General features: G+C 36.8%; 24 protein-coding genes. 6 read left to right on the plus strand and 18 right to left on the minus strand.

The genetic code is table 11. The annotated features are described in order from the left end of the window. Positions 1-10 precede the first annotated feature (10 nt). The 3 genes from KHA94_RS14635 to recJ form a co-directional block, all read right to left on the minus strand. Positions 11-2,197 (minus strand): RelA/SpoT family protein, encoded by a 2,187-nt coding sequence (locus KHA94_RS14635; protein ID WP_213102859.1) that lies wholly within the window; start codon positions 2,195-2,197, stop codon positions 11-13. Between the two features lie 251 nt (positions 2,198-2,448). Next, entirely contained in the window at positions 2,449-2,961 is a 513-nt protein-coding gene (locus KHA94_RS14640; protein WP_213102860.1) for an adenine phosphoribosyltransferase, read from the minus strand. Continuing rightward, on the minus strand, positions 2,952-5,318 hold the full coding sequence (recJ, locus tag KHA94_RS14645) for a single-stranded-DNA-specific exonuclease RecJ (RefSeq protein ID WP_213102861.1): 2,367 nt from the start codon (positions 5,316-5,318) through the stop codon (positions 2,952-2,954). Before recJ ends, KHA94_RS14640 begins: the two co-directional genes overlap by 10 nt. Before the next feature lie 155 nt (positions 5,319-5,473). On the opposite strand from recJ, the gene KHA94_RS14650 reads away from it, so the two are divergent. After that, positions 5,474-6,376, plus strand: a complete 903-nt coding sequence (locus KHA94_RS14650) for a cation diffusion facilitator family transporter (protein WP_213102862.1) — start codon at positions 5,474-5,476, stop codon at positions 6,374-6,376. A gap of 213 nt (positions 6,377-6,589) precedes the next feature. Here KHA94_RS14650 and secDF read toward each other — a convergent pair whose 3' ends face one another. Then, on the minus strand, positions 6,590-8,857 hold the full coding sequence (gene secDF / locus KHA94_RS14655; protein WP_213102863.1) for a protein translocase subunit SecDF: 2,268 nt from the start codon (positions 8,855-8,857) through the stop codon (positions 6,590-6,592). A gap of 155 nt (positions 8,858-9,012) precedes the next feature. Continuing rightward, complete coding sequence (locus KHA94_RS14660; RefSeq protein ID WP_213102864.1) at positions 9,013-9,309, minus strand: post-transcriptional regulator; 297 nt, start codon at positions 9,307-9,309, stop codon at positions 9,013-9,015. Between the two features lie 140 nt (positions 9,310-9,449). Between KHA94_RS14660 and spoVB the strand changes: the two genes are divergently transcribed. Continuing rightward, a complete protein-coding gene (gene spoVB, locus KHA94_RS14665; protein ID WP_213102865.1) occupies positions 9,450-11,012 on the plus strand; it encodes a stage V sporulation protein B in 1,563 nt (520 codons plus the stop codon). A 234-nt stretch (positions 11,013-11,246) separates the two neighbouring features. On the opposite strand, the gene KHA94_RS14670 is transcribed toward spoVB, so the two are convergent. Next, positions 11,247-11,897 carry a DUF421 domain-containing protein gene (locus KHA94_RS14670; protein WP_213102866.1) on the minus strand — a complete coding sequence of 217 codons (651 nt, stop codon included), beginning with the start codon at positions 11,895-11,897 and terminating at the stop codon, positions 11,247-11,249. Between the two features lie 244 nt (positions 11,898-12,141). Between KHA94_RS14670 and KHA94_RS14675 the strand changes: the two genes are divergently transcribed. Next, entirely contained in the window at positions 12,142-12,501 is a 360-nt protein-coding gene (locus KHA94_RS14675; protein ID WP_338030798.1) for a TIGR04086 family membrane protein, read from the plus strand. Between the two features lie 406 nt (positions 12,502-12,907). On the opposite strand, the gene yajC is transcribed toward KHA94_RS14675, so the two are convergent. From yajC to ruvA, 5 genes are all read right to left on the minus strand, one after another. After that, complete coding sequence (yajC, locus tag KHA94_RS14680; protein ID WP_213102867.1) at positions 12,908-13,198, minus strand: preprotein translocase subunit YajC; 291 nt, start codon at positions 13,196-13,198, stop codon at positions 12,908-12,910. Between the two features lie 75 nt (positions 13,199-13,273). Continuing rightward, positions 13,274-14,413, minus strand: a complete 1,140-nt coding sequence (tgt, locus tag KHA94_RS14685) for a tRNA guanosine(34) transglycosylase Tgt (RefSeq protein WP_213102868.1) — start codon at positions 14,411-14,413, stop codon at positions 13,274-13,276. A gap of 457 nt (positions 14,414-14,870) precedes the next feature. After that, a complete protein-coding gene (queA, locus tag KHA94_RS14690) occupies positions 14,871-15,899 on the minus strand; it encodes a tRNA preQ1(34) S-adenosylmethionine ribosyltransferase-isomerase QueA (protein WP_213102869.1) in 1,029 nt (342 codons plus the stop codon). Between the two features lie 153 nt (positions 15,900-16,052). After that, the gene (gene ruvB, locus KHA94_RS14695; RefSeq protein WP_213102870.1) at positions 16,053-17,054 is read right to left on the minus strand and encodes a Holliday junction branch migration DNA helicase RuvB; all 1,002 of its coding nucleotides are present in this window, start codon (positions 17,052-17,054) and stop codon (positions 16,053-16,055) included. A gap of 86 nt (positions 17,055-17,140) precedes the next feature. Continuing rightward, complete coding sequence (ruvA, locus tag KHA94_RS14700; RefSeq protein ID WP_213102871.1) at positions 17,141-17,752, minus strand: Holliday junction branch migration protein RuvA; 612 nt, start codon at positions 17,750-17,752, stop codon at positions 17,141-17,143. 133 nt (positions 17,753-17,885) lie between these two features. Here ruvA and KHA94_RS14705 point away from each other — a divergent pair, with 133 nt between their 5' ends. Continuing rightward, positions 17,886-18,401 carry an endonuclease gene (locus tag KHA94_RS14705; protein WP_213102872.1) on the plus strand — a complete coding sequence of 172 codons (516 nt, stop codon included), beginning with the start codon at positions 17,886-17,888 and terminating at the stop codon, positions 18,399-18,401. A gap of 471 nt (positions 18,402-18,872) precedes the next feature. Here KHA94_RS14705 and KHA94_RS14710 read toward each other — a convergent pair whose 3' ends face one another. Continuing rightward, positions 18,873-19,433, minus strand: a complete 561-nt coding sequence (locus tag KHA94_RS14710) for an intercompartmental signaling factor BofC (RefSeq protein WP_249365505.1) — start codon at positions 19,431-19,433, stop codon at positions 18,873-18,875. Positions 19,434-19,611: 178 nt separating this feature from the next. Between KHA94_RS14710 and KHA94_RS14715 the strand changes: the two genes are divergently transcribed. Together KHA94_RS14715 and aroD are read left to right on the plus strand one after the other, a co-directional pair. Then, positions 19,612-20,193 carry a shikimate kinase gene (locus KHA94_RS14715; protein WP_213102873.1) on the plus strand — a complete coding sequence of 194 codons (582 nt, stop codon included), beginning with the start codon at positions 19,612-19,614 and terminating at the stop codon, positions 20,191-20,193. A gap of 65 nt (positions 20,194-20,258) precedes the next feature. Next, a complete protein-coding gene (gene aroD / locus KHA94_RS14720) occupies positions 20,259-21,023 on the plus strand; it encodes a type I 3-dehydroquinate dehydratase (protein ID WP_213102874.1) in 765 nt (254 codons plus the stop codon). Between the two features lie 39 nt (positions 21,024-21,062). Here aroD and KHA94_RS14725 read toward each other — a convergent pair whose 3' ends face one another. The 6 genes from KHA94_RS14725 to safA all read right to left on the minus strand — a co-directional run bounded on the left by KHA94_RS14725 (position 21,063) and on the right by safA (position 26,588). Then, positions 21,063-21,692, minus strand: a complete 630-nt coding sequence (locus tag KHA94_RS14725) for an ABC-2 transporter permease (RefSeq protein ID WP_213102875.1) — start codon at positions 21,690-21,692, stop codon at positions 21,063-21,065. Further along, a complete protein-coding gene (locus tag KHA94_RS14730) occupies positions 21,680-22,552 on the minus strand; it encodes an ABC transporter ATP-binding protein (protein ID WP_213102876.1) in 873 nt (290 codons plus the stop codon). The genes KHA94_RS14725 and KHA94_RS14730 overlap by 13 nt, the downstream gene beginning before the upstream one ends. Next, the gene (locus KHA94_RS14735; protein WP_213102877.1) at positions 22,549-22,929 is read right to left on the minus strand and encodes a GntR family transcriptional regulator; all 381 of its coding nucleotides are present in this window, start codon (positions 22,927-22,929) and stop codon (positions 22,549-22,551) included. Before KHA94_RS14735 ends, KHA94_RS14730 begins: the two co-directional genes overlap by 4 nt. A gap of 121 nt (positions 22,930-23,050) precedes the next feature. Next, entirely contained in the window at positions 23,051-23,710 is a 660-nt protein-coding gene (locus tag KHA94_RS14740; RefSeq protein WP_213102878.1) for a YhcN/YlaJ family sporulation lipoprotein, read from the minus strand. Between the two features lie 189 nt (positions 23,711-23,899). Continuing rightward, complete coding sequence (locus KHA94_RS14745) at positions 23,900-24,889, minus strand: phosphotransferase (RefSeq protein ID WP_213102879.1); 990 nt, start codon at positions 24,887-24,889, stop codon at positions 23,900-23,902. Continuing rightward, on the minus strand, positions 24,879-26,588 hold the full coding sequence (gene safA, locus KHA94_RS14750; protein WP_213102880.1) for a SafA/ExsA family spore coat assembly protein: 1,710 nt from the start codon (positions 26,586-26,588) through the stop codon (positions 24,879-24,881). The genes KHA94_RS14745 and safA overlap by 11 nt, the downstream gene beginning before the upstream one ends. Positions 26,589-26,723 lie beyond the last annotated feature (135 nt).

The following is a 26,723-nucleotide window of genomic DNA, read 5'->3' on the forward strand; positions in this document are numbered from 1 at the left end:
AAAATACTCCCTAATTCATTATCCTGCGGACCGCATAAACATCTGGGATTTGTTTAATACGTTCTACTACTTTTTGCAAATGGTTTACATTGTGTATAGCAATCGTCATATTGATCGTCGCCGCTTTATTTCGATCAGATCTACCCGATACCGCAGATATATTTGTTTTTGATTCATTGACTGCTTGCAATACTTCATTCAATAATCCCCGTCTATCATACCCGGTAATTTCAATCTCAACGCTATATTCTTTCCTGTCATTTAAGTCAGTTTCCCATTCAACAGGTATTAATCTTTCTTTAGCTTCATCATTAACAATATTTGTGCAATCAGCCCTGTGAACGGAAACCCCGCGTCCTTTCGTTATAAAGCCAACTATTTCATCTCCCGGCACTGGGTTACAGCAACGGGAAAGTCGGATAAGCAAATTATCTATACCAGAAACTCGAACCCCAGATTCACGCTTTTTAGTAGATGGGAATGACCGAAGCCCGGAAACAGCATTGGTAATATCGGTTACTTGCTCCATGTCGCGCTTTCTACGTAATTTTTCCGTTAAGCGATTAGCAACCTGTAGAGCAGTTACGCCGTTGTAGCCCACAGCCGCATACATGTCTTCCTCATTCATGAAATTAAATTTTTCTGCAACTCTTTTTATATTTTCATTCGTCAAAATTTCTTTTAAGTCGAAATCCATATTACGAATTTCTTTTTCAATTTGCTCTCTTCCCTTTTCGATATTCTCATCTCTTCTTTGTTTTTTGAAGAATTGACGAATTTTATTTTTGGCTTGGGAGGTTTGAGCAAGCTTTAACCAATCTTTACTTGGACCATATGAATGCTTTGAAGTTAATATTTCAATTATGTCGCCAGTTTTAAGCTTATAATCAAGTGTAACCATTTTTCCATTCACTTTAGCTCCGATGGTTTTATTGCCAATTTCAGAATGAATTCGGTAGGCAAAATCAATTGGTACTGATCCTGATGCCAATTCAATAACATCACCTTTAGGTGTAAAAACAAAAACCATGTCAGAGAATAAATCTATCTTTAGTGATTCCATAAATTCTTCAGCATTTACTGAGTTATCTTGAAACTCTAAGATTTCACGAAACCATGTCAGTTTATCTCCTATTTCGTTAAGCTTTTTTCCTTCCTTATAAGCCCAATGGGCAGCAATCCCGAATTCTGAAATCCTGTGCATTTCAAATGTACGAATTTGCACCTCAAGCGGGTCACCTTTAGGCCCGATTACTGTTGTATGAAGGGATTGATACATATTTTGCTTAGGCATTGCAATATAGTCTTTAAAGCGCCCTGGCATCGGCTTCCAGCATGTATGAATAATACCTAGCACTGCATAACAATCTTTTATATTGTTAACAACAATTCTCACAGCTAGGAGATCATAAATTTCATTAAATTGTTTATTTTGCAGTGCCATTTTACGATAAATACTATAAATATGCTTCGGACGGCCTGAAATTTCGGATTTAATTGAAACCTCATTCATACGATTACGCATTTCGCCGATTACATCTTCAAGATATTGCTCCCGTTCAGCTCTTTTCTTTTTCATTAAATTTACAATTCGATAATATTGCTGTGGATTTAAATATCTTAAAGCAGTATCCTCTAGCTCCCATTTAATTTTTGATATTCCTAATCGATGGGCAAGAGGAGCGAAAATTTCAAGTGTTTCATTTGATATACGCCGTTGCTTTTCCGCAGGCAAATGCTTTAACGTACGCATATTATGAAGTCTGTCTGCAAGCTTGATTAAGATCACACGGATATCCTGTGCCATTGCAACAAACATTTTCCTGTGGTTTTCTGCTTGCTGCTCTTCTTGTGATTTATATTTTATTTTCCCAAGCTTTGTTACTCCGTCAACAAGCATTGACACTTCTTGATTAAACGCCTCTTTAATATCAGTTAACGTGACGTCAGTATCCTCTACAACGTCATGAAGAAAACCGGCTGCGACCGTAGATGGATCCATTTCTAAATCAGCTAAAATACTTGCAACCTGAATAGGATGGATGATATAAGGCTCACCCGATTTTCTATATTGTTCACGATGGGCATGTCTCGCAAATTCATATGCTTTCTGAACAAGTGCCACATGCTCATCATTTAAATATACTTTTGTCCTGTCGATGACTTGTTCAGCGGTCAGAACATGATCGTTCGCCATGGGATCACCTTTTATCTAATAATTTTCATATATATTATAAGAAATGCGAAAAAAACGCTATTGCCTTCTTATAGAAAAAGTTTCCGTTTTAACAACTCAAAAAATTTGAATGATTAGCTACTATTATCGAAAAAAAAAATGAATATGTAAAGGGATAGAGAAAATTTTTAAGAAAAAATAAGAAGTTTGTCGAATAATTAAATTCCTAACCATCGAAAAAAGAGCGCCAATCGTTAGCGCTCTTCCACAATTTAATAATTCATCAATGTCAGAATATCATATTTTTCAAGCTTATCACGACCATTTAAATATGATAATTCGATAAGGAAGGCAATCCCTGCGACAATGCCGCCCAGCTGTTCAACTAACTTAATAGTTGCTTCAATCGTTCCTCCAGTAGCAAGCAAATCATCAGTAATTAACACTCTTTGTCCTTGCTTAATCGCATCCTTATGTATCGTTAGGACATCTTTGCCATATTCTAATCCATAATCTACTTTAACCGTTTCACGAGGAAGCTTTCCTTCCTTCCTTACAGGTGCAAAACCAACTCCTAGAGAATATGCAACTGGACAACCTATGATAAAGCCACGTGCCTCTGGACCAACAACTAAATCAATTTGCTTCTCACGGGCATACTCTACTATTTTGTCAGTGGCATATCTATATGCATCACCATTATCCATTAATGTGGTAATATCCTTAAATTTAATACCTGGCTTTGGCCAGTCTTGGACGATTGTAACATATTGTTTTAAGTCCATTCTATTATTGCCTCCTCAAATTTCACAGAACCTTGGATTACTGAATCAAACCAACTTTTTAATTGATGATAGTTTGAATACAATAAATCGCTTTCAAGAGAATACTGTGCACGTCTTTGCTCAAAAACAACCGATTCTGTTAAATCACGTTTTTGTGAAGTCTTATTTATAGAAATAATTCCATTGTTTATTTTAACAAAATCTAGTTCAAAAAACACCTGTGACATAAAGTCAATTGTTTCCCTGCTCCATCCTTTATATTTAGCTATTTCCATTCCGTATCTATCAATATCAAGAGGTCCTCTCTTCAATAAAAAAGCATAAAACCATTTGAAATGTTCACGTGTCGGAATTGTACTAAAGTAAGCACTATCTTCTTTATAAAAATGTGCATATATTCTAGCTGGATTTTTCCCTGAAAATATTTTAGCAAGAAGTTCCTTTGATGGAGGCATATCCAATAAAATGACATTTTCCATTTCTATATTTAATGCAGCTGCTTCTTCAATAGAACTTACAGTTACTACTTTTTCATTTATATATGATTGAAATTTATTTGCATTGTCATGATTAAAAACAATCCACTTGGAATGTTCCTTTGGGATTAGTTCTTCTAGTTGCCCAAGACGTTTTATACCTCTAATATCAAAAAGCTGCCAGTCATCAATCGCTAAATCTTGAAGAAAGATTTGTGGCTTTCGAATATTATTCCATTCGTTAATCGAAAGTTCACCGATTACGGATATTTTTGAATGTGGTGAAATATGATCATGTAAAGATCCTAACCCGAAGCCAACACCATCAAGTGTATTGCCATCATGTTCAATAGTCATTTTCAAATGGTTTTGATCAGAACCGATCTTTTTCATTCCAGAAATATTAGCATCTTTAATTAATATTTTTGGTTTCGGGTTATCCATGCCATAAGGAGACAGCATCTGTATTTCCTCTAAAGAAGCTAGATGAATATCATGTAAAGTGATGCTTCCATCCAGAGTCGTTACTGGAATAAAGTCCTCATCGGTTAGTTGGGTTTTCGCTGCTTGGTTTAATCTCATTCGCAGTTCGTCAACATTCTCAAGCTGTAAAGTCATACCTGCAGCCATTGGGTGACCGCCGAAATGAGGCAAAATTTCTCTACAATCGGAAAGATTTTTAAATAAATCAAAGCCCATAATACTGCGAGCTGAACCCTTTGCCAGACCTTTTTCTTTATCATAGCTTAATACGATTGCAGGACGATAAAATTTTTCAACAAGCTTTGAAGCAACAATTCCAATTACGCCTGCATTCCAGCCCTCATTTCCAATGACAAGAACGGAATGTTCGTGTATTGGATACTTTTCCTCCACTTCACGAATAGCTTGCTCTGCTATTTCACTTACGAGTGCCTGCCTATCCTTATTCATCTGTTCAATTTCTGCTGCAATTGTCTCTGCTTCATCAATATCCTCTGTTAAAAGCAAATCAACAGCAGGATCAGCGCTGTCTAATCTTCCTGCAGCATTTAAGCGCGGTGCAATAAGAAAACCAACCGTTTCTTCGTTAATTGAACTTCCCTCTACTTTATTTAATTTCAGTAATGCTTTTAAACCAACATTATTCGTAGACTGTAATTTTTTTATTCCACGTTTTACAATTAAGCGATTTTCTCCTTTTAACGATACTAAATCAGCAATTGTACCAATGGCCGCAATTTCAAGTAAATGTTCAGGTAATTCGCCGTATAAAGCATGAGCTAATTTAAATGCTACACCCACTCCAGCCAATTCTCGAAAAGGATAACTGCTATTCGTGAGCTTAGGATGAATAATTGAAAGTGCCTCAGGCAATTCAGGTCCTGGTTCGTGGTGATCCGTAATAATTAAATCAAGACCAAGCTCTTTAGCTGCCTTTGCTTCATTTACAGCGGCAATGCCTGTATCAACCGTAATAATCAATTTTATTCCAATTTCTGCTGCATATTGAAAAGCAGGAATATTCGGTCCATATCCTTCTGTAAAACGGTTGGGTATGTAAAACTGAACATTAGCCCCAAGTTCTCGAAGAGTTTTCATTACGACAGTGGTGCTTGTAACACCATCTGCATCATAATCTCCAAATACTAATATTGCTTCTTGCTTTTCTATCGCCGCTTTTATCCGTGAAACTGCTATATCCATGCCATTTAATAAATATGGATCATGAAATTCTTGATTATGATCAAATAAAAAATACCTTGCTGATTCGGGCATATCTAATCCCCGGTTAACAAGTAAAGAAGCCAGGAGAGGAGTAATATTTAATTCTTGTACTAATTGATTTTCCTTTTCTTCATCAGAATTCCGAACAATCCATCTTGTTTTTGAATGTAGCATATGTTCACCCCTCAGCCTATTAATTATACAAGAGGCATTCATGTGTTTCAATGATTGAAAATGAAGATAGGAAATAATCTATTGCCCAAAAGTTCTTAAACATTATAAATAGGTTACACTAAAAATAAGTTCATTTGGAGGAAGGAAGTTTTGTCTTGAGTAATAATGATCGTTTTAAAAAGGCTGAGTTTGCTGCAATGCTGGGCATTATCATAAATATACTCCTTGCTGTTATAAAATGGTGGTTAGGGATCTATGCAGGAAGTAAGGCATTAATTGCCGATGCTGTCCACTCCGCATCAGATGTCGCAGGATCCTTTGCTGTTTATTTAGGACTTAAAGCTGCTAAACAGCCACCAGATGAAGACCACCCATATGGACATGGAAAGGCTGAGTCAATAGCAGCCATTATCGTAGCCGTGCTATTATTAATAGTTGGAATTGAAATCGGGAAATCATCATTTGCTGCCTTTTTTGAACCAATATCAGCACCTAAAACAATTGCTATTGTAGCAGTATTTATATCCATTATTGTGAAGGAGGCTCTTTTTCGCTATAAGTATAAATTAGGGAAAGAGCTTAATAGTGATGCATTAATCGTTAATGCCTATGAACACCGCTCTGACGTCTATTCATCTATTGCTGCATTAGTGGGAATTGGCGTTGCGATCATTGGTGGTAAGCTAGGCATTGGATGGTTGGAATATGCGGATCCAGTTGCTGGTGCTATCGTGTCATTAATGGTTATTAAAATGGCCTGGTCCTTAGGAAAAGAGTCTATTCACAATACACTTGATCATGTACTGCATGAAGAGGATTCTATGGAATTAAGAAAAACTGTTGAATCGGTAAAGGAAGTAAAAAAAGTAGATCAGCTGCATGCTAGAGAGCATGGACATTATGTCATAATTGACTTAAAAATATCGGTTGATCCAAAAATGACCGTAGAAGAAGGACATCGGGTTGGAAAAAAGGTAAAGAATAGATTATTAGAAACTGACAATGTACATAATGTTTTTGTCCATATTAACCCCTATTACGATGACAAGGAAGAGTAAGCAAAGGATGAAAACAAGGTTAGAAAAACTTGGCGTTCGCCAAGTCCTTTTTGGTGAATGCCTTAGTTTTTTGTATGCGATCTTATTAGCAGATATTTAATTGAAAACACACTTTACTTTAGTACGTTAATAAACTTAAACTTTCATATTAGCTAAAAAATGAGCCTGGAGAATTCTCCAAGCTCATTTTTAATATAGAAGTATAAGTAATTTTTAAACTTGTGGTTCGTCACTCGATTTTCGCTTTTCTTTAACAGTCTTAATTACGCCTTTTTCCTTTAATTCTTTTGCTTTCCAATCACCCCATAACTGAGCTGCTAAGAAAATGGAAGAATAAACTCCTGCAATTGTCCCCACAAGCAATGCAATGGAGAAGTTACGGATTGACTCACTGCCAAAGATGAGCAAGCCAAGTATAGCAATAATAACTGTTAATACCGTATTAATAGATCTTGTCATTACTTGACGAAGGGCTGTATTGATAACATCGTGAATATCTTCAACTGTTTTCAGACGTTTTTTCTTTTTCATATTTTCACGCATCCGGTCAAACGTAACAATTGTGTCATTAATGGAATAACCCACAACCGTTAATACAGCCGCGATAAAGGTAATATCAACTTCTAATCGGGTAATACTAAAGACTGCGACAATTAAAAATGCATCATGCAACAAGGAAACAATGGCTGGTACAGCCATTTTTATCTCAAAACGAATTGTTACATAAATGACGATGCCAATCGAAGCAATAACCAACGCAATCAATGCATTTTTCGCCAATTCCTTACCTACAGTCGGCGACACTGTACTTACCTTTGTTTCAGCGTCAAATTCTTTTTGAATATGAGCTTTTAAATTTGCTATTTCTTCCATAGTAAGCACTTCTTTTATTCTAGCTACTCCGATTTCTTTATTCCCACCAGAAATCACAATATCATCTGTTTCAATATTAAGCTTAGACAATTCTGACTGAACTTCAGCTTTTGTCAAGGAATCATTTGAATGAATTTCAATTCGCGTACCTTCAGAAAAATCGATTCCTAAATTTAATCCAAAAACACTAATTGCAATGATCCCTGCTGCCATTAATATTGCAGAAAAGACGTAGAATTTTTTACGCATTTTCACAAAATCAAATTTATCAAATTTTGTTTTTAAATCATGTGCATCGCAATTTTCGGCAATATCATGAATATCACTTTTCTTAACACCAAACCAGCCCGGTTTTTTATTAAACAAATTACTATTTACCCATAAGCCAAGCAATAATCTAGAGCCATAGACTGCCGTCAAGAAGCTGACTAGAATACTAATAATCAGCATCGTTGCAAACCCTTTTACTGAGCTTGTCCCGTAGGCAAATAAAACACCTGCTGCTAAAAGCGTTGTAATATTAGCATCAAAAATGGATACGAATGCATTTTTGCTGCCAACATTGAAAGCAGATTTTACTGTTCTGCCGACTTTTATTTCTTCTTTAATTCTTTCATAAGTAAGAATGTTGGCATCTACCGCCATCCCTACTCCGAGTATAAGTGCTGCAATACCAGGAAGTGTGAGAACTCCATTCATCCAGTCAAATATTAAAAGAACTAAGTAAATGTAAATGGACAATGTCACTGTTGCAATTAAACCTGGGAAACGATAGTAAACAATCATAAACAAGAAAATGACTGATATACCGACTATTCCCCCAAGAATGGTTTTTTCCAATGCTTTCTCACCGAATTGTGCTCCAACAGAGGTTGAATAAACCTCAGTTAGTTTGACTGGCAATGAGCCTGCATTCAATAAATCAGCTAATGTTGATGCTTCTTCCACTGTAAAGCTGCCTACAATCGAAACAGTGTCTTGGTTAAATACTTGACTTACTGCAGGTGCAGATAAATACTTTGGATTTTCCTTCGCAGCTTCTGCACGGAAAGAGTCTTTTCCTTCTTCAAAATCAAGCCAAATGACTAATAAATTATTAGGAGCACCCATATCAACAATTTTTTGAGTTACTTCTTTAAATTTACTTGCGCTTTTCAACGTTAAGGAAACACTTGGCCTTCCATTTTCATCAAAGGTTTGCTTTGCCCCATTTTCAGCCAGATCCGCCCCGTCCATTAACAGATTATCATTCACGTCACGAAATGATAAATTCGCTTCAGTCGATAACATTTCACGAGCTTTATCTTGGTCAGTAACTCCAGCAAGCTGAACACGAATTCGATTTTCTCCTTCTATTTGAATATTAGGCTCGTTTACACCTAATACGTTTACCCGCTTATCCAATGCTTTTGCGGTACTAGCTAATACATCTTTATCGACCTTTTGACCTTTTTCAATTGGAGACACTTCATAAAGAACTTCGAATCCACCTTGAAGGTCCAAACCTAGCTTAATATTGTTTAAAATATTATTTGTTGTTGTACCCATCAAACTTCCTAACAATAATACGATCAGGAAGAATGCTACTATGCGACCGCGCTTAACCATTATGTAATTGTCCTCCTTAAATACAACGAGAAATACCATTTCTCATTATGAAACAGTTTGTAAAAGCTGTCAATTTTTCTGAAGCTTAATATTACTCTTAAAAAGCAACACTCAACCTGATTCCTACATGTTTCAATCTACTTAAAACGGACTTACTATTTCAAAAGCTCTCGTAGTTCATCTTCATCATCAAAAGCAAATTCCGCCGACTTAAGAGACTCAACGGTAGCATAGTTAAAATATTCGCCAACCTTAATGGATAGAATATCCTGAACAATTTCAGATATTTTCTTATTTTCAACTGCATTTCTCCATTTTTTTCTAACCAAAAAATTCCACAAGTCCTGTTCTGCTACTTCACCGTACTCTAATAACGAAAATTCCTCCAATTTACTTTGCAATACTGGCTGTAATTCAATTCGAAGATGATCATATGTATGGCTGATATTCATAACAGCCGCCTCCCCAATAGAATTCAAGTTATAAAATAATTTATCATGGATTTTCTTGTTTGCTTGTCATGCTTCGTCCACATGATTGCATATAGTTAATTGTATATGATAACACCTATTTTGAGAAGGCAGGGAGCTTAATGTCGAAGTTTTTAAAAGGAACAATGATTTTATTAGCAGCCGGACTTGTCACTAGGGTGCTTGGATTTATAAATCGTATTGTCATTGCCCGATTTATAGGAGAAGAAGGCGTCGGTTTATTCATGATGGCTTTTCCAACATTAATTCTTGCTGTTACAATCACACAATTCGGATTACCAGTAGCAATCTCAAAAAATGTTGCTGAAGCGGAGGCAAAAAGGGATACTGCTAAAACGAAAAAAATATTAGTTGTTTCTTTAGCGACAACGATATCTCTATCAGCCATATTTACTCCAGCACTAATTATTCTTGCTCCATATCTATCGGATACCCTTTTTACTGATTCCAGAACATATCTTCCTTTACTGGCAATAGCGCCTATTGTTCCTATTATCGCCATTTCTTCAGTCATAAGAGGCTATTTCCAAGGAAAGCAAAACATGAAGCCAGCAGCAATTTCACAAATGCTTGAACAGATTGTAAGAATTTCATTAATCGCTGCAATGACGAAAGCGTTTCTTCCATATGGGATCGAATATGCTGCAGCTGGGGCGATGTTAGCTTCTGTTATTGGTGAATTAAGTTCATTATTATATTTATTGGCAACCTTTAAAATAAAAAAGAAGTTCAGAGTTAGAAAGCATTTCTTTAAATATGTAAAATCAGGAAAAAGTACTTTTAATGAACTTATGAGCATTGCTCTTCCTACGACTGGAAGCAGAATGATCGGATCGCTAGCTTGGTTTTTTGAACCGATTGTTGTTTCTCATAGCCTAGCAATTGCTGGTGTTGCTGCAGTCGCAGCTACGAAGCAATACGGTGCACTTACAGGATTTGCACTACCTTTATTAATGCTGCCATCATTTATTACTTATTCACTTTCAACCGCCCTAGTTCCTGCAATAAGTGAAGCTAATTCTCGCAATGAAAAGCAGCTAATTGAGTATAGACTGCAGCAAGCGCTCCGTCTTACTTTTTTAACAGGGGGCCTAGCTGCTGTCGTTTTATATGTCCTATCTGAAGAATTGATGAATGTAATGTATGGCTCGAATAGTGGGGCTCAATTTATTAAGATCATGGCTCCATTCATTATTTTTTATTATTATCAAGGCCCACTTCAGGCGACACTTCAGGGATTAAATTTAGCAAGAGCGGCAATGATCAATAGTTTAATCGGTGCTGTTGTAAAGACAGCAGTCATTTTCATACTTGCCAGTCAGGCTTCATTTGGGATCAATGGTGTTGCAATGGGAATACTTGTTGGATTTGTTCTCGTCACTTTGCTCCATTTCGCAACTGTACTAAAAGCAATTTCATTCACTTTCTATATCCGTGATTATGTTAAAACTTTTTTTGTTATGGCAGCTTCTGGTTGGGGGGGCTTTTGCCTCCTTCAAAATATAGACGTAAATATTCCCCTCGTCATTCAAGTGATGATTATTACTATTACGATAACCGTTATATATGCTCTTCTTACTCTGCTTCTAGGGCTTGTAAGCAAGGATGAAATTAGCCGTATTCCATGGATAGGAAAGACTCTATCAAAGTTATCTTTTAGATAAGCTATGATAAACTTCCCTGTTGATTTCCGCTGCAGGCACTAAAGCGATCGCAGGCGGTCCAGAAGCTCCTCGTCGAAGAGCGCTCCTGCGGGGTCCCTTTTTCTTGCTTCTCCCGCAGGACGTTGAATAATCTCCCCCGAATAAACACCGCACGAAGGAAATGCGAATGCATTTTCGAGGATCATGCGCCTTTCGCTCCAATCAATAACAAAATAGCATTATCAACCCTGCGATCTATTTTTTTTCATTCTTTAAATCAATATAAAACTGTCCATTTTCAAAACTGCAAAAAGCAATTTTTTGAATATCTGTATATCCACGTTTTCTTAGCTGCTGACGAAGCCAAAGGTTTGTTTCGTTTATTTTTTCTAAGCCAGATTCCTGTATTACTCCATCTAAAATAAGTGGAATTGTTATATTCCCAGTCTTCTTTTTATCTTTTTTAATTACAGATAATTCACCTGTCGTTTCTAATATAGCAAACTCAACATCCGTTATATTTCGAATATCCTTCCCTCGCAGTTGAAGAAGCAAATCATCAAAATTATAACGGTGCCTTTTCATAGCTTCTTCATCGATTTTCCCTTTACTAATAATAATTGTCGGTTTTCCGTCTACAAGATCTCGGAATTTCTTACTCTTTAGTGTAGCAAAGGCAAGTATGATTTGAATCGCCATAAGTAATAACATTGGGAGAACATTTGTAAATAAAGGAGTATTTGGGTTTTCAATTGCTAATACGGCCATTTCTGCAATCATTATCGAAACGACAAAATCAATCATGCTTAGTTGACCGAGTTCCTTCTTTCCCATAACTCTAAAAATGATCAAAATTAGTATATACAGGAAAATTGTCCGAAGTATGATGATAGAAAAATCCGCCATATGCCATTTCCCCCTCTGTGACATTCTTTTTTATTATTTACAACAGCTAAGTATTCATGTTGTAAATTTTTTTAAAAATTTACAAATGATTCTTTATCGCAATTAAGATTTCGATTCTATTTTTGCTCTGTGTGAATATGCTTGTACTAAGGAAACATGCTGATTGGATCATTCCAATTTGCTATATCCGTAGGACCGAAGGGAGAGGGACAATATAGAAGAATCAAAAAATTTTAGTGGTGCAATCCTTTATGGGATCATTGCAGTCTTTTTACTTGCCATATTTAGCAGTCTAATTTTTTCTATGTTATTAAGATTTACATCTCTTCAGGAATCATCTTTACAATTTATCATTACAGCGATTTCCTTTGTTTCTCTGTTTATTGGAGGATTTATCTCAGGAGGAAAAGGGAAACAAAAGGGATGGCTTCTTGGAGGGTTAACAGGGATTATCTACTCCATTATCATCTTCCTATTTCATTACCTAGGATATGATAAGCTATTTAATTTTCAGCAAATGATTTACCATATTTGTTTTATCCTTACTGCAATGATGGGTGGTATTCTTGGTGTGAACTTGTCCAATAAATCAAGAAATGCTTAAAAATAGAAAGAGCATGTTTTGAAAGAAGCTTACTTAAAACATGCACTTAACTATTCTTACGCTCTCTTTATGCAATTTAAGAAGGATTGCTATGCTTCTATCCTTTCCATAAAGAAAACTCGCCGATTGGCGAGCCTTGGAAAGGCGAAGACAGAGGCATAGTTGCACTTATCGCGCTCATACATGCCACGTCCTGTGGCATTCGCCCGACTAGGACATCCTCGTAAAAGCTATCGCTTTTCCTTCGTGCGATGATAATCGCTATCGAAGCATTCCTTGTCCTGTCCGTCGTACTTAATTCCTAAAATTGGCAACTACGTCGAATCATCTTCTGCGCTGTCAATTTATGCTTTCTTAACGTGCAAAAAAAAGTGAGATCTATTTTACATGATCTCACTTCTTTTTATTAAGATTTTGCAAGCATATCACCGGTAGCAGATTCTGTTACTTCGCGGATAGCTGCTCGATCGTATGTAAGACGGCTTCCGTCACCACATTTAATGACTACTTTACCCTCATCTATTGCATCGACTAAGCCATGTAGACCTCCAATTGTTACGATCTTATCTCCCTTTTTCAAGTCATTCTGCATTTGCACAACCGCCTTTTGACGCTTCTGCTGCGGACGAATAAGCAAGAAATAAAAAAGTACAAACATTAACAATAGTGGTCCTAGTGTAGCTATCATATTCTCCATTCACTTTCACCCCTTTCAAGATTAAGAATTTTTTCAAAAAGTTCGGTTTATTAATCCATCTTTTTGATATTACAATTAGAAATTTTTCGCATTAGGCTTGTTAAAGCCGTATTTTTCGAAAAACTCTTCTCTAAAGTCACCAAGACGATCTTCTCTGATTGCTTGTCTGACCCCTTCCATCAATTTTAGCAGAAAATAAAGATTATGGTAAGTTGTAAGTCTTATTCCGAATGTTTCATCACATCGAATCAAATGACGAATATAAGCACGGCTATAATTTCGACATGTGTAACAATCGCAATGCTCATCAATCGGACCAAAATCTCTTGCAAATTTAGCATTTTTTACAACTAAACGACCTTCACTCGTCATTAAGGTTCCATTACGTGCAATTCTTGTTGGAAGTACGCAATCAAACATATCGATTCCACGGATAGCTCCATCAATTAACGAGTCTGGAGATCCAACCCCCATTAAATACCTCGGTTTATTAGAAGGCAATAAAGGAGTCGTAAATTCTAGAACACGATTCATAATATCTTTAGGCTCACCTACAGATAGTCCGCCAACAGCGTATCCAGGAAAATCCATCGATACTAAGTCCTTTGCACTTTGTGTTCTTAATTCTTCATACTCTCCACCTTGGACGATTCCGAATAAGCCTTGATCATTCGGACGTTTATGCGCCTTTAAACACCGTTCCGCCCACCGAGAAGTCCTCTCTACGGACTTTTTCATATATTCGAATGATGCAGGATATGGAGGACATTCATCGAAAGCCATCATAATATCCGATCCAAGTGAGTTTTGAATGTCCATCGCCTTTTCGGGTGATAAAAAGAGCTTATCACCATTTAAATGATTGCGAAAATGAACTCCTTCTTCTTCAATTTTTCGGAACTCACTTAAGCTGAATACTTGAAAGCCACCAGAGTCAGTCAATATAGCCCGATCCCAGTTCATAAATTTATGAAGGCCGCCAGCTTCTTCAACAATATCTTGCCCAGGACGCAGCCAAAGATGATACGTATTGCTCAAAATAATGCCAGCACCCATTTGCTTCAATTCTTCAGGTGACATGGTCTTTACAGTTGCAAGAGTACCTACAGGCATAAATACTGGTGTATCAAATGAACCATGTGGTGTATGGACACGTCCAAGACGGGCGCCTGTTTGTTTGCAGGTTTTTATTAATTCATAACGAATTGCTGTCAATTTTATTTTTCTCCTTCCATGAAGTCAATCTAGTTAAGAAAAGCGGAAGCGCCTTCGGAACAATCAAAGGGCAATTGTTCCTGCGATGCCTATTCGCAGAAGCTTTCCTTTGTGCTCACCCCCGACAAGCATAAGACTGGCCGACAGGAAGGTTGTTCTTTAACCTTCTTGGCGGACTGACCGAAATGTGGAGGCGACTGCTTAGGGACGACAGCATAAGACGAGCCCTGCAAGAAGACGTTCTTTGTCTTCTGAAAGGGATTGGCTTATGATTCGAGTCCCTAGGAGCCGCAACTAGACAAGCTTATGACCTAGAGGTCGACAAAAACGCGACGTCCTTGTCGCATTGTCGACACTAGTACCTCCTGTACGTCGGGGGTAGGCGCTGAAACTAGACATTTCTCTAACTCTAAAAGTTATGCTTTCTTATTCATTAATAAGTAAATCTGTCTTCCGACTATAAAATAAGCATTGCATCTCCAAAACTAAAGAAACGATATTTTTCTTCAACGGCTTCATGATATGCCTTCAATACACTTTCCCTGCCTGCTAAGGCACTAACTAGCATAATAAGAGTTGATTTTGGCAAATGAAAATTCGTAATCATGCCATCAATTTCCTTGAATTCATATCCTGGATAAATAAATATATCTGTCCAGCCACTCCCTTCTTCAAAACGCCCATTATGCACAGTTGCTATTGTTTCAAGCGTTCTTGTCGAAGTGGTACCAACAGTGATGATTCTGCCTCCATGATCACGGACCTCGTTAAGAAGTCTTGCTGTTCCCTCGGTTACTTGGTAGAACTCAGAATGCATATCATGCTCGTTAATGTCCTCTACACTAACAGGCCGGAAGGTTCCAAGTCCAACGTGTAGAGTGATGAAGGCAATATGCACACCCATATCTTTAATTTCTTCTAATAATTCTTCTGTAAAATGAAGTCCAGCTGTAGGTGCTGCTGCAGATCCACGTTCACGTGCAAAAACTGTCTGGTATCGTTCGCGATCATCTAATTGCTCTTTTATGTATGGAGGTAGCGGCATCTCACCTAGCTGATCCAAGACCTCATAGAAAATCCCCTCATACTGGAATTCAAGAATTCTTCCACCGTGTTCAGAAGTCCCAACACAAATAGCAGTCAATATACCATTTCCAAAATCAATTCTTGTTCCCTCTTTTATTCGCTTTGCAGGTTTGACTAACGTTTCCCAAATATCTCCATCCTGCTGCTTTAACAACAGGACTTCTATTTTTGCGCCAGTACCTTCTTTTTCACCTAATAGTCTTGCAGGCAAAACCCTTGTATCGTTTAAGACCAGACAGTCACCAGCTCTTAAATAATCTTTTAGATTTTTAAATGTGTCATGCTTAATATCTCCAGTTGCTTTATCAAGCATCATCAATCTGCTTCCTGTTCTCTCAAGCAAAGGAGTCTGTGCAATTAATTCCTCTGGTAAATGAAAATCAAATAATTCTACTTTCATGCGACACCAACTTTTACAATATTCTACTCTATTTTTTGGTACAAATTAAAAATTATCCATTAGAAAAGTTCAAGCCTCTTAGGAAAAGTAAAAGAACAGATTGTTCCTTCGAAGATTATTCAAAGAAATATCCATCCTACTTCTATTGCACATTTATTGAGATGGCAGCTCTATTTGAAAATGCCGATACACAAGGTCTGTTACAATTCTTCCTCTCGGTGTCCGTTGAAGAAATCCAATTTGTAATAAATATGGTTCGTAAACATCTTCAATTGTATGTGCTTCCTCACCAATCGTTGCGGCGATTGTTTCTAAACCAACAGGGCCTCCACGGAATTTCTCAATGATCCCTCTTAATAATTTATGGTCAATATGGTCAAGGCCTAAACGGTCTACTTGAAGAAGTTCCAATGCTTCTTGTGCTTGCCCTTCATCAACTACCCCATTTCCCTTCACCTGAGCGAAATCTCTTACCCTTCTAAGCAGCCTATTCGCTATTCGGGGCGTCCCTCTCGATCTTCTGGCAATTTCTTTTGCTGCTTTGGCTTCAATTTTTGTATCTAATACATCTGAAGTCCTTGTCACTATTTCTTTCAGCTGAGACTCGTTATAATACTCAAGTCTGCTAAGAACCCCAAACCGATCTCTTAATGGAGCAGACAAAGAACCAGCTCTTGTTGTTGCACCTACTAATGTAAAAGGAGGCAGATCAAGCCGTACTGATCTTGCGCTCGGGCCCTTTCCTATGACAATATCAAGACAGAAATCTTCCATCGCTGGGTATAAAACCTCTTCAATTGTTCTTGGCAGACGGTGGATTTCATCAATAAATAATACATCTCCAGGCTCTAGAGCTGTAAGAATTGCAGCAAGATCTCCTGGCCGTTCAATGGCTGGGCCAGCTGTGGTACGGATGTTTACACCCATTTCATTAGCAATTATTGTAGCGAGGGTCGTTTTCCCTAATCCTGGAGGACCATATAGCAAAACATGATCAAGTGTTTCCTGCCTAAGCCTGGCAGCTTTAATGAAAACTTCAAGATTTTCTTTTACTTTATCCTGCCCGATATATTGATTTAAGTTCTGAGGACGAAGGCTTTGCTCTAATGATATTTCATTCATGTCAGCCTCACTCGATATTAACCGCTCATCCATCGCTCGATCACCACAATTTCACAATATTAAATGAATCCGCCTGCATTATCCTTCAGGCAAATTCAATATTTTACATTAACAGAGTTTTATTTTAAAAGACTTTGTAAAGCTTTCTTTATGTATTGGTCGGTTGTAAGCTTTTCGTTCTTGAGCTCAGGTGAAATCTTCTTAATTTCCTTCTCTGAATATCCAAGTGCTTTCAATGCTAGAATAGCCTCCTCAAATTCTGGAGCATTTTTGCTGGCTAGAGACTGTAGCTTATCCTGAGAAAATAGATCTGGAAAGTAATCCGGCACGATTGTTTCTAATTTCCCTTTTAAATCAAGAATCATTTGCCTAGCTGTTTTCTTGCCAACACCAGGGAATTTAACAAGAAAAGCTTCGTCCTCATTTTCGATTGCTTGGACTACTTGTTCAGGTTCGCCTGAAGCTAGAATCGCCAAAGCTCCTTTTGGACCAATTCCCGTTACATCTAACAGTTTAATAAACAATGTTTTCTCTTCCCGAGAATGAAATCCGTATAATGCTATCACATCTTGCCTAACATGATGGTAAGTAAAAACTTTTACTTCTTGTCCATATTCCTTTGTAAAACTAAATGGATTAGGAGTAGATATTTGATAACCGATTCCATTATTTTCGATTACAATAAACTCCGGCCCAATATAGTCAACTTGGCCTTTAATAAATTCATACAAAACACTCGCTCCTCTAATTTGCTGTACATCATTGTATCATATTTTAATTCATTTCGTTTTATAAAAGGTTGCAAAAATCACTTAACCTTCACTATAATGGAAAAGCTTGTTAAATTGACTGGAGGATTCAGACATGAAAAAACTTTTAGTATTTTTAACTATTTTTTCTCTATTATTAGCTGTTGCAGGCTGCTCATCTACGAAAGATAAAGAAACAAAAACAGATACTGATCAAAAAGAAACGAAAGAACTTACAGATACAGTTAAATCCAAAATGTATAATTCCGTTAGGGTAGCAGAATTGAAGGTTAATGAGATATTCCATAAAGAAACAGCAGCAGACGGAACAACACCTATTATTAATAGTAGTTTCTCTGATGAAAATAAAGCAGTGGAATTTCTTTCAAAGTATTATAGTGAGGATGTAGCAAAAAGCATCTATACTCATTATGCAACAGACAAAAAAACACCTGAAGGGCAATTAATTGTCAATGCAGAACCATATTTCACTCCTTCTTTTTTGGATACAACCCAAGATGATGTAACAATCGAAGGGGATAATAATAAAGCGACAATCAACACAGCGGAAAATAAAATTTATTCTATTGAATTAGTGGATGAGCAATATATTGTTACAAGTGTAGAATAATAGAAGCGGAAGCACCTTTACCTGGCGCTTCCGCTTTTCTATTTGTCTGGCTTCAGGCGCCATCGGCTCGAGGTCATAAGCCAATCCGTCACAAAGGTTAAAGAACAACCTTTATGCCGGCTCGTCTTATGCTTGTCGCCGATATGCGGGCGCCTTCCGCTTTTCTTTCTGTCTAGCTACAGCCGCCTAGCCCCGACGTACAGGATGTACTAGTGTCGACAATGCGACAGGACAAGGAAAGCATCGTCAGCGATACATCGCACGACCAAAAGGGATCTTTTGGGAGGACGTCCCGTTTTTGTCGACCTCGAGGTCATAAGTCATGACGGCAAGAAGGTTAAAGAACAACCTTCTCACCGTCATGCCTTATGCTTGTCGGACTTGCACAGGACGTGCTGACATCGACGTTCGCCACAGGACGTGGCGGTATTTAGTCGATGTTCCCCATCCGATGCGCTTCCGCTTTTCTGGTTACTTTGCCTGTTTTTCAACTTTTGAATATGATTTAAAGGTTTCTAGCACTTCGACATATTGTTCCTTCGATTTTATCGGAATGCCTTTTTTTAGTTCCTCACATTTTTTGCTTTCTAGCCGCCCTAAATCAATCTGAAAGAAAGACTGAATGATATTCGACTTATGAGGTCTCCCGTTAAAAATCGTCAAAACTCCATCATCTGTAATGCCAAAATAGCCATTTGTTTTTAATAATGGTGAAATATCATCCATATACCTGCGGAAGATAATTTTATCTTTTTCCATTTCTATAAGCTCCCAATTGTCATATTTGGCCCAAAACTCTTCCATAGACCAAATTGTTTCTTTTACTACTTCCTGACTGACTTCTCCATCCATATACATTTGTTCTAAAATAACACTTATTTGAAGTGGATCCTCAATTGACCTTTTATTCTCTATATTTTCTTTAGCTAATGCAATATTTGCATTTACAAAAAAGCCATCAAAAGGAATTAAGTGCAAATGAAAAAATAGAACAGCGGTTACAATAATGACAGAAACCGATTTGGTTCTCAAAATGGATCACCTCGTTTTAATGGCGGTGCTTAAAAGCTTGTCTCTTTATTCTCTATTGTGACCATTTTTATCTAGCTTATCCGGATATTTTTAACAATTTACAAACCTACTTACTTACTGATTGGAATGAAATTCGAAAAGAATGAACTGTTTTTCCCATCAAAGAAGAACTATAATTATGTCAAGTTATTCATTCATTTACATAGGGGGATACAGAGTTTTGTCAAATCATAAAATTCCTTTAAAAGGAAAAAGTATTGTATTTATAGGGTTTATGGGAGTTGGAAAAACGACTATTGGAGAACTAGTAGCCAATAAACTTAACCGTGATTTTATTGATACGGATGTAGAAATAGAAAAGGAATATCAAATGCCCATTACTCAGATTTTTACTACTTTAGGAGAAGAACATTTTAGGAAAAAAGAAAAAGATTTTATAACAAAATTATGTCAAGAACCATTCCTTGTAATTTCACTAGGCGGTGGAGCATTCTTACAAGAAGAAATTAGAAATATCTGCATAGACAATTTTATTGTTATTTACTTACACCTACCTTGGGATAGCTGGAAAAATAGAATTCCATTAATCATTGAAAGCAGGCCTGTTTTACAAGGGAAATCCTTAGGAGAAATCGAAGAGATTTTTAATAAAAGACAGGAAGTATATTCGAAGCATCATTTTAAAATAGAATGCGAAAATTTAAGTGCTGAAGAAATATCCGCTGAAATTTTAGAATCCTTAAAAAATATAAAGGGTTAGCAAGACTTAGAATTCGTTTGTCTTACTAGTTAAGAAAAAAATAGAATTTGTTTTTGGAGTGAAAAATGATGAAAACAGTAAAAGTAAAGGATATCGTGATTGGAGAAGGGGTACCAAAGATCTGTGTCCCACTAATCGGGAGTTCTTTAAAACAATTAATAGAGGAAGCACTATTCCTCCAAACCCTTCACATGGATGTGATCGAATGGAGAGCAGATTATTTCGAACACGTTGACGAAATTGAGGAAGTGATAACAGCAATTAAAGAGATACATTCTATCCTCCCTTCCAAGCCGCTTATATTTACCTTCCGCAGTTTGAAAGAGGGCGGCGAAAAGGAAATTCACAATGATTATTATGTAGCTTTAAATAAAGCCATTATAGAAACTGGATTAGTAGATATTATTGATGTTGAGTTATTTAATGATGAAGATATCGTGAAAGAACTTGTCGATTTTGCCCATTCTCATAAAGTCTATGTCATTCTTTCTAATCATGATTTCAAGAAAACTCCATCAAAAGAAGAAATTATTTCTCGATTAGTTCGCGCCCAAGATTTTGGAGGCGATCTACCCAAAATTGCTGTCATGCCAACATGTGCCGCAGATGTGTTAACCTTGCTTGATGCAACCTGCACAATGAAGGAGCAATTTGCCGATAGACCGATTATTACGATGTCAATGAGCGGGCAAGGCGTTATCAGCCGGTTAGCAGGAGAGTTATTCGGTTCAGCACTGACATTTGGGGCTGCAAAAAAAGCTTCTGCACCTGGTCAAATTGCTGTTACTGAATTGAAGAATATGATAAACATTTTGCACCAAAACCTTTAGGGACAGAGTCTTTTGGCTCTGCCCCTTGTTTTATACCATTTAAAAATCTTTTGCTTCATAAATTTTTATCGTACAAAACCAAGATACTAAATAAATGATTGCTATAATTAAGCCACCAGCAAATATTAATTGATTCACAGTAAACTGGCTTAAAAATTGCTGAATTTCATACACTTGATCTTTCAATACATACATCATTATTTGTCCAAACGCAATAACAGCAATGACTAAAAACATCGTAACAATTCTTGTATATTTCTCCCCAAATTTATATAAAATCGGGAAATAGATTGAGGTAAATAAAAGGATACAAAGCATACCGATGAATAAATGTTTAACCTCTGGAAATGGATGATCGTAAATATGAAAAACAAAGTAAAACACTGCTTGAAATATAACGGACATTATAACTGCGAATACTCCAAAAATTAGAGCCCCTACATATTTTGATGAGATAATATTTTTTCGATTTAATGGCAAACTATTTAACATAATATGAGAATTGCTGCGATCTTCAAAGCTGCCAATACTTGAGATGAAAAAAATGCCTGCCATTGAAATGGCTAAAGTTGGGGGATTCTGCAAAATATGAAAAAAAGCAATAATTACAACTATTAGCAGAAGCATCCTTTTTAACATAAGATAATCCTTTAAAATCAATGAGTACATGTCAACTCCCCCTTATTTGTATAATACATGATGTCATCTAATGTTGGCTTTTCAATCAATACTTCATGACCAAAAATCTCTTTTGATTTCTTCACATCGCTAGTTAAAGCCTCAAATCCAACATTTGTCTTTCGAATACTGACAAATTCCTTTTCTATATCACTGTCTAATAAATCAGTACTTCCCTTAACAATTCCGTATTCAGAAAGAAGTTCATCTCTTTCCTTTGAAAACAAGATCCTACCTCCATGAATATATGTTATATAATCTGCTATTCGATCTAAATCTGTCGTAATATGAGTTGAAAAAAAGATTGTTTTTTGTTCATCTAACATAATATCATGCAATAGTTCTAATATTTCTCTTCTAAAAACGGGATCTAGTCCTGATGTCGGTTCATCCATAATAATGAATTCTGGGTCATGGCTGATTGCAAAGGAAATTGCCATTTTCATTTTCATTCCTTTAGAAAAGCTTTTAATTACCTGCTTCTCGGGTAATTGAAATTGATCAATATACTTATAAAAGATATCGTCATTCCAGTTCTGGTACATTGGTGCAATTATTTTTCGCAGCTCACGAATAGATAACGTTTCATAAAAGCAATTCTCGTCATAAACAAAACCAATACGTTCTTTGATTGCTTGATTATGCTTATCTTGATCAAGACCAAAAATGGTTATTTCTCCGCTTTCCTTTCTTAATAAATTCATTAATAATTTTATCGTTGTACTTTTACCAGCACCATTAGCACCGATAAAACCTGTAACATATCCCTTTTTAATTGAAAAAGAAACGTCCTTTAATGAAAAATTTTTAAATGATTTTGTAACCCTTTTAAATTCAACTACATTTGTCATATCACATCATCCCCATACAAAATTAGTACCATTTCAATTAACTCATCCTTTGAAAGATCGATGATTTTGCTTTCTTCAATTATTTCGATTAACTTTTCCTCAATTATTTTTAATCTGCGCTCTTTTAATAACTCTTTATTTTGACTTGCAATAAACGACCCCTTGCCGACTACAGAGACAATAAATCCATCTTTCTCCAATTCTTCATAAGCCCTCTTTGTCGTAATGACACTAATTTGCAAATCTTTCGCAAGCTGGCGAATGGAAGGCAGTGAATCACCTTCTTGCAGCTCTCCTTTTAAAACAAGCTCCTTAATTTGTTTAATGATTTGCTCATAAATAGGTTCTTTTGAGGTATTTGAAATTATTATTTTCATTTATCCACCTGCACTTTATATAGTGTATATATATAATATATACACTATATACATCGTAGTCAATGTTTTTGTAAAAAAGCAAGAGAGTAAAGCGACGATGCTTTACTCTCTTCATAATTCATTATTTATTTGCATTCGTACTGAACAAATTATCAATATCTAAATTAATTTGATCTCTCGGACCGCCATCTCTTAGATCATTATCAATTACTTTTATACGATTATAAGTAGATGGATTTGTTACAATTGTACTTTTCTTCCCATTTAAATACGGTTGAACTGCTTGACGAATATTTGCTATCGTTTCCTTTTCGCGATCATTGTCTACAAGAAGCACTGCAATGAGGACATCATTTCCTTTAACAACTGATTGGACATCTTTAACATTGCTTACATGAGCGGCCTTATTAATCTTTTCAACTAACTTCCCATCATATGCTTCATAATAAGAGCTTTTTGCTTGGCGTACATTATAGCCTAAATGTCCGTGGTAATTTTCATCATTTCGGCTGAACGTATTATTTCCGTTATTACGATATGCTTGCCCTTCTTCACCCATTGTATGATCCATCATTTCGGTTACTGGACCGTCATTATCTGCACCATCAAGAATTTGGGCATTGCCTCCACGATTATCATGGTTCTCATTTGAATAGTAGCCTACTGGCTGCATGGAATCATTATAGCGATCCTGAACTGCTGCTTCATCGTTCATCCCACAGCCAGCAATACCTAGTGACATGATCGCTGCAACTGGAAAAACATATAGCTTCTTATTCAAGCGAAAAGCCCCCCTCGCTAATATAACAAGCATGAGCAATATGCCTGAAAAGGTAACAAATTACACTTTGTCTACACTCTTGCATTAGCAATATGCTCATTAATATGGTGGCAGGATCGGGGGACTTTCATTCTGACAGTTACGTCCAATTAGAGATTGCTGTACTTTTTTCAAGGGCATAAATATAAATTAGCCGATTTCTATAATTTTCTCTTGTAATGCCTTAAAAAATTCCTTCCTTTCTTTAAATTGTCCGATCGTTATTTCAAATAATTGCTTCTTTCTTTCTGGCTGAAAATATGATTTTTCTCTAATTGCGCGATTCCATTCCCTAAAAATATCTGTCGGATATGCTAGTGCATATAAAAATCCCTTTTTCTTCAAAGCTGGATGAAAGCGTTTATATTTAGATAACTCAGGAATTGACCAATTTAAATAGGGCAATATCCGATTCGCATATTGTAGTAAATCAGAAATTGGGTTTCCAATGCTGATCAAATCGAAATCAATCAGATATACTATTTCATTTTTCGAGCGTAAAAAATTATGATGAGCCACATCACCGTGAAGAATAGCTGCTTTCTCAGCTTTGAAAAAACTTGACTCCGCCTGTATTCCTTCTAATGACCAGTCAGCCCAATAAAGTAACTCATCCAATATTTCCTTTTGTACATAATATTTAATAACGGGAAGATTATATAAAAACGTGGCAGATCTTTCCTTCCATTTTTCCAATTGCTTAAAAGAAGGAATAATTCCTTCAAATCGATTTATTAAATTTCCTGTTATTTCATGGAATTGAGATAATACTTCGAGCCCTTCTTCCTGATCTTCACGAAAATGATACGTAAACTTCTTTTCAGATGGATGGATGAATTCAAGACAACCATAGAATGTGTTTCTGAATTGGAGCGGTGGATTTTTAGCTAATTGGTGGAAAGAATAAGTCTTCTCAAATCCTTCTTGTTTTAATGCTGATAAAAAATCATTTTGTACTAATAAACGATTATACGAAGAATAGCCTTTTAAAATAAAATTTGTTTCTTTAGATTTTACAAAATATACATGTTTTCTAATTGGAATTATTTTATCTATTTGGATTGTGAGTTGCTTTTGTAAATAGGAGAAGAGACGACTAAGAAATAAATCGTCTCCTCCATGATTTTTTTTAATCGCCATATTCACTGCTTTCTTCAAAGCTTCGTGGCATTTCGAACGCATGGTCATCCATCGGGTGATAACCATAAGGACTTCCATATGGATTCATGTATGGCTCTTGCGGCTGTCCATATTGTGCTCCATACAGAGGTGTTAAATTCGTATCGTACATGCCTTCTGTGCGATAATCTGGACTATATGCACCAGGATACATTTGTGGAATACCGCCATCACAGCCGCAATCAGCTTCTGCACCCTTTACTGGCATTAGAGGCTTTTGTGCTCCTGTCGGCATAATCGGCATCTGGGTTTGAGTTGGCATAATCGGCATTTGGCTTTGAGATGGCATGATTGGCATTTGACTATACGATGGCATGATTGGCATTTGCGCCATTCCTGGAGATTCTTCCATTACCCCCTGAACTAGTGGCATTTCTCCCATTTGTGGATAACCATAGGGCATGTGTCTATAAGGCATTGGTCCACAAAAACCAGAGCCAGGCATGACTGGAGTAACTGGGATTATATGAGTTGGATAAGGAGGGCATGGATACCCATATGCAGGCTGCACTGCAGGTGCCGTGTAAGTTGGTTGAAGAGGCAATTGTTGCTCTGCAACACCCATTACTGGTGCTGGTGCTTGCATTCCTGCTTCTGCTGGTAATGTCTGAACATGATGCGGCAACTGATGATGATGATGATGATGCATTGGCATGTACGAAGAAGATTCCATATATATTGGACTTTCAACTCCTGCTACACCATAGCTAGGCATTAAAGGCATTTGGTGCATTGGCATTGTTGCTGCGCCATGAACTTGTGGATACGGCATGTGCTGGCTTGGGTATCCCCCATGAAATCCAGAGCCAGGCATGACTGGAGAAACAGGATAATAACAACTCGGATGATATGGATACATTGGCTGATAAAACCCTCCTTGGTGTGTATGATAAATTGATACACTTTCAATTGATTCTGGACTTTCCATAGCAATTGGTTTAGCTTGTGGAAGGATATTTACTGGTTTTGGTGGTAGTTGTGGCTGCAAATGTGGCATTTCTTTCGGCAATTGCTTTGGCAGCTGTTTTGGTGGTTGCATCGAAACTGGTTGTTGCATTGGAATTTCCTTTGGCTGTTGTTTTGGTAATTGTTTTGGTAGTTGTTTTGGTAGTTGTTTTGGTAGTTGTTTTGGTAGTTGTTTTGGAGCAGGCTGCTGAACAGGGAAATAATATTTATTTATTTCTATTTCCGGCATAATTGGTTTAGGCATTTTTGGAATATAAGGTTTAACTGGCACTTCCTTTGGAATTTCAACCTGTGGTGCCATTACTTTTGGTAACTCCGGTGCTAGTGCTTTAGGTAATTCCTTTTTCGGGGGTGCAACGATTGGAGCTTCTTTTTTCGGCGCTTCCTTAACAGGAACTCCTTTTGGTGCTTCCGTCACTGGTAATGTAATCGGTTTTTCTTTCGCAAAAGGGTGTTCTGTTATAGGCATTTCCTTTTTGGCACCCATCTTGATTTTTGCATCCGGCACGCCCATAATCGGGGCTTCTTTTTTTATGGATCCTCCTGGTCCAGGAACCTTTATTTTCATACCGGGCATGATCATATCAGGATTGCTGAGCTGTGTATTTAACTTTTTCAGCTCTTCAAAATTCACGCCGTACTTTTTGGCGATCTTCCATAGAGTATCCCCTTTTTGTACGATATGGATCTTCACTCTGATTTCCCTCCTAGTCAAATGTCCATATAGTGTATGACAAAATGGGCAAATTGCTAATAATCTACACAAAAACTTATGCAATTATTATTAAAAATATGATTAGAGTCAGAATTCCCACTGGAATAATAAAAC

Origin of the sequence: Cytobacillus citreus (assembly GCF_018343665.1) — a bacterium.
In the GTDB taxonomy this organism is placed as follows: domain Bacteria; phylum Bacillota; class Bacilli; order Bacillales; family Cytobacillaceae; genus Cytobacillus; species Cytobacillus citreus.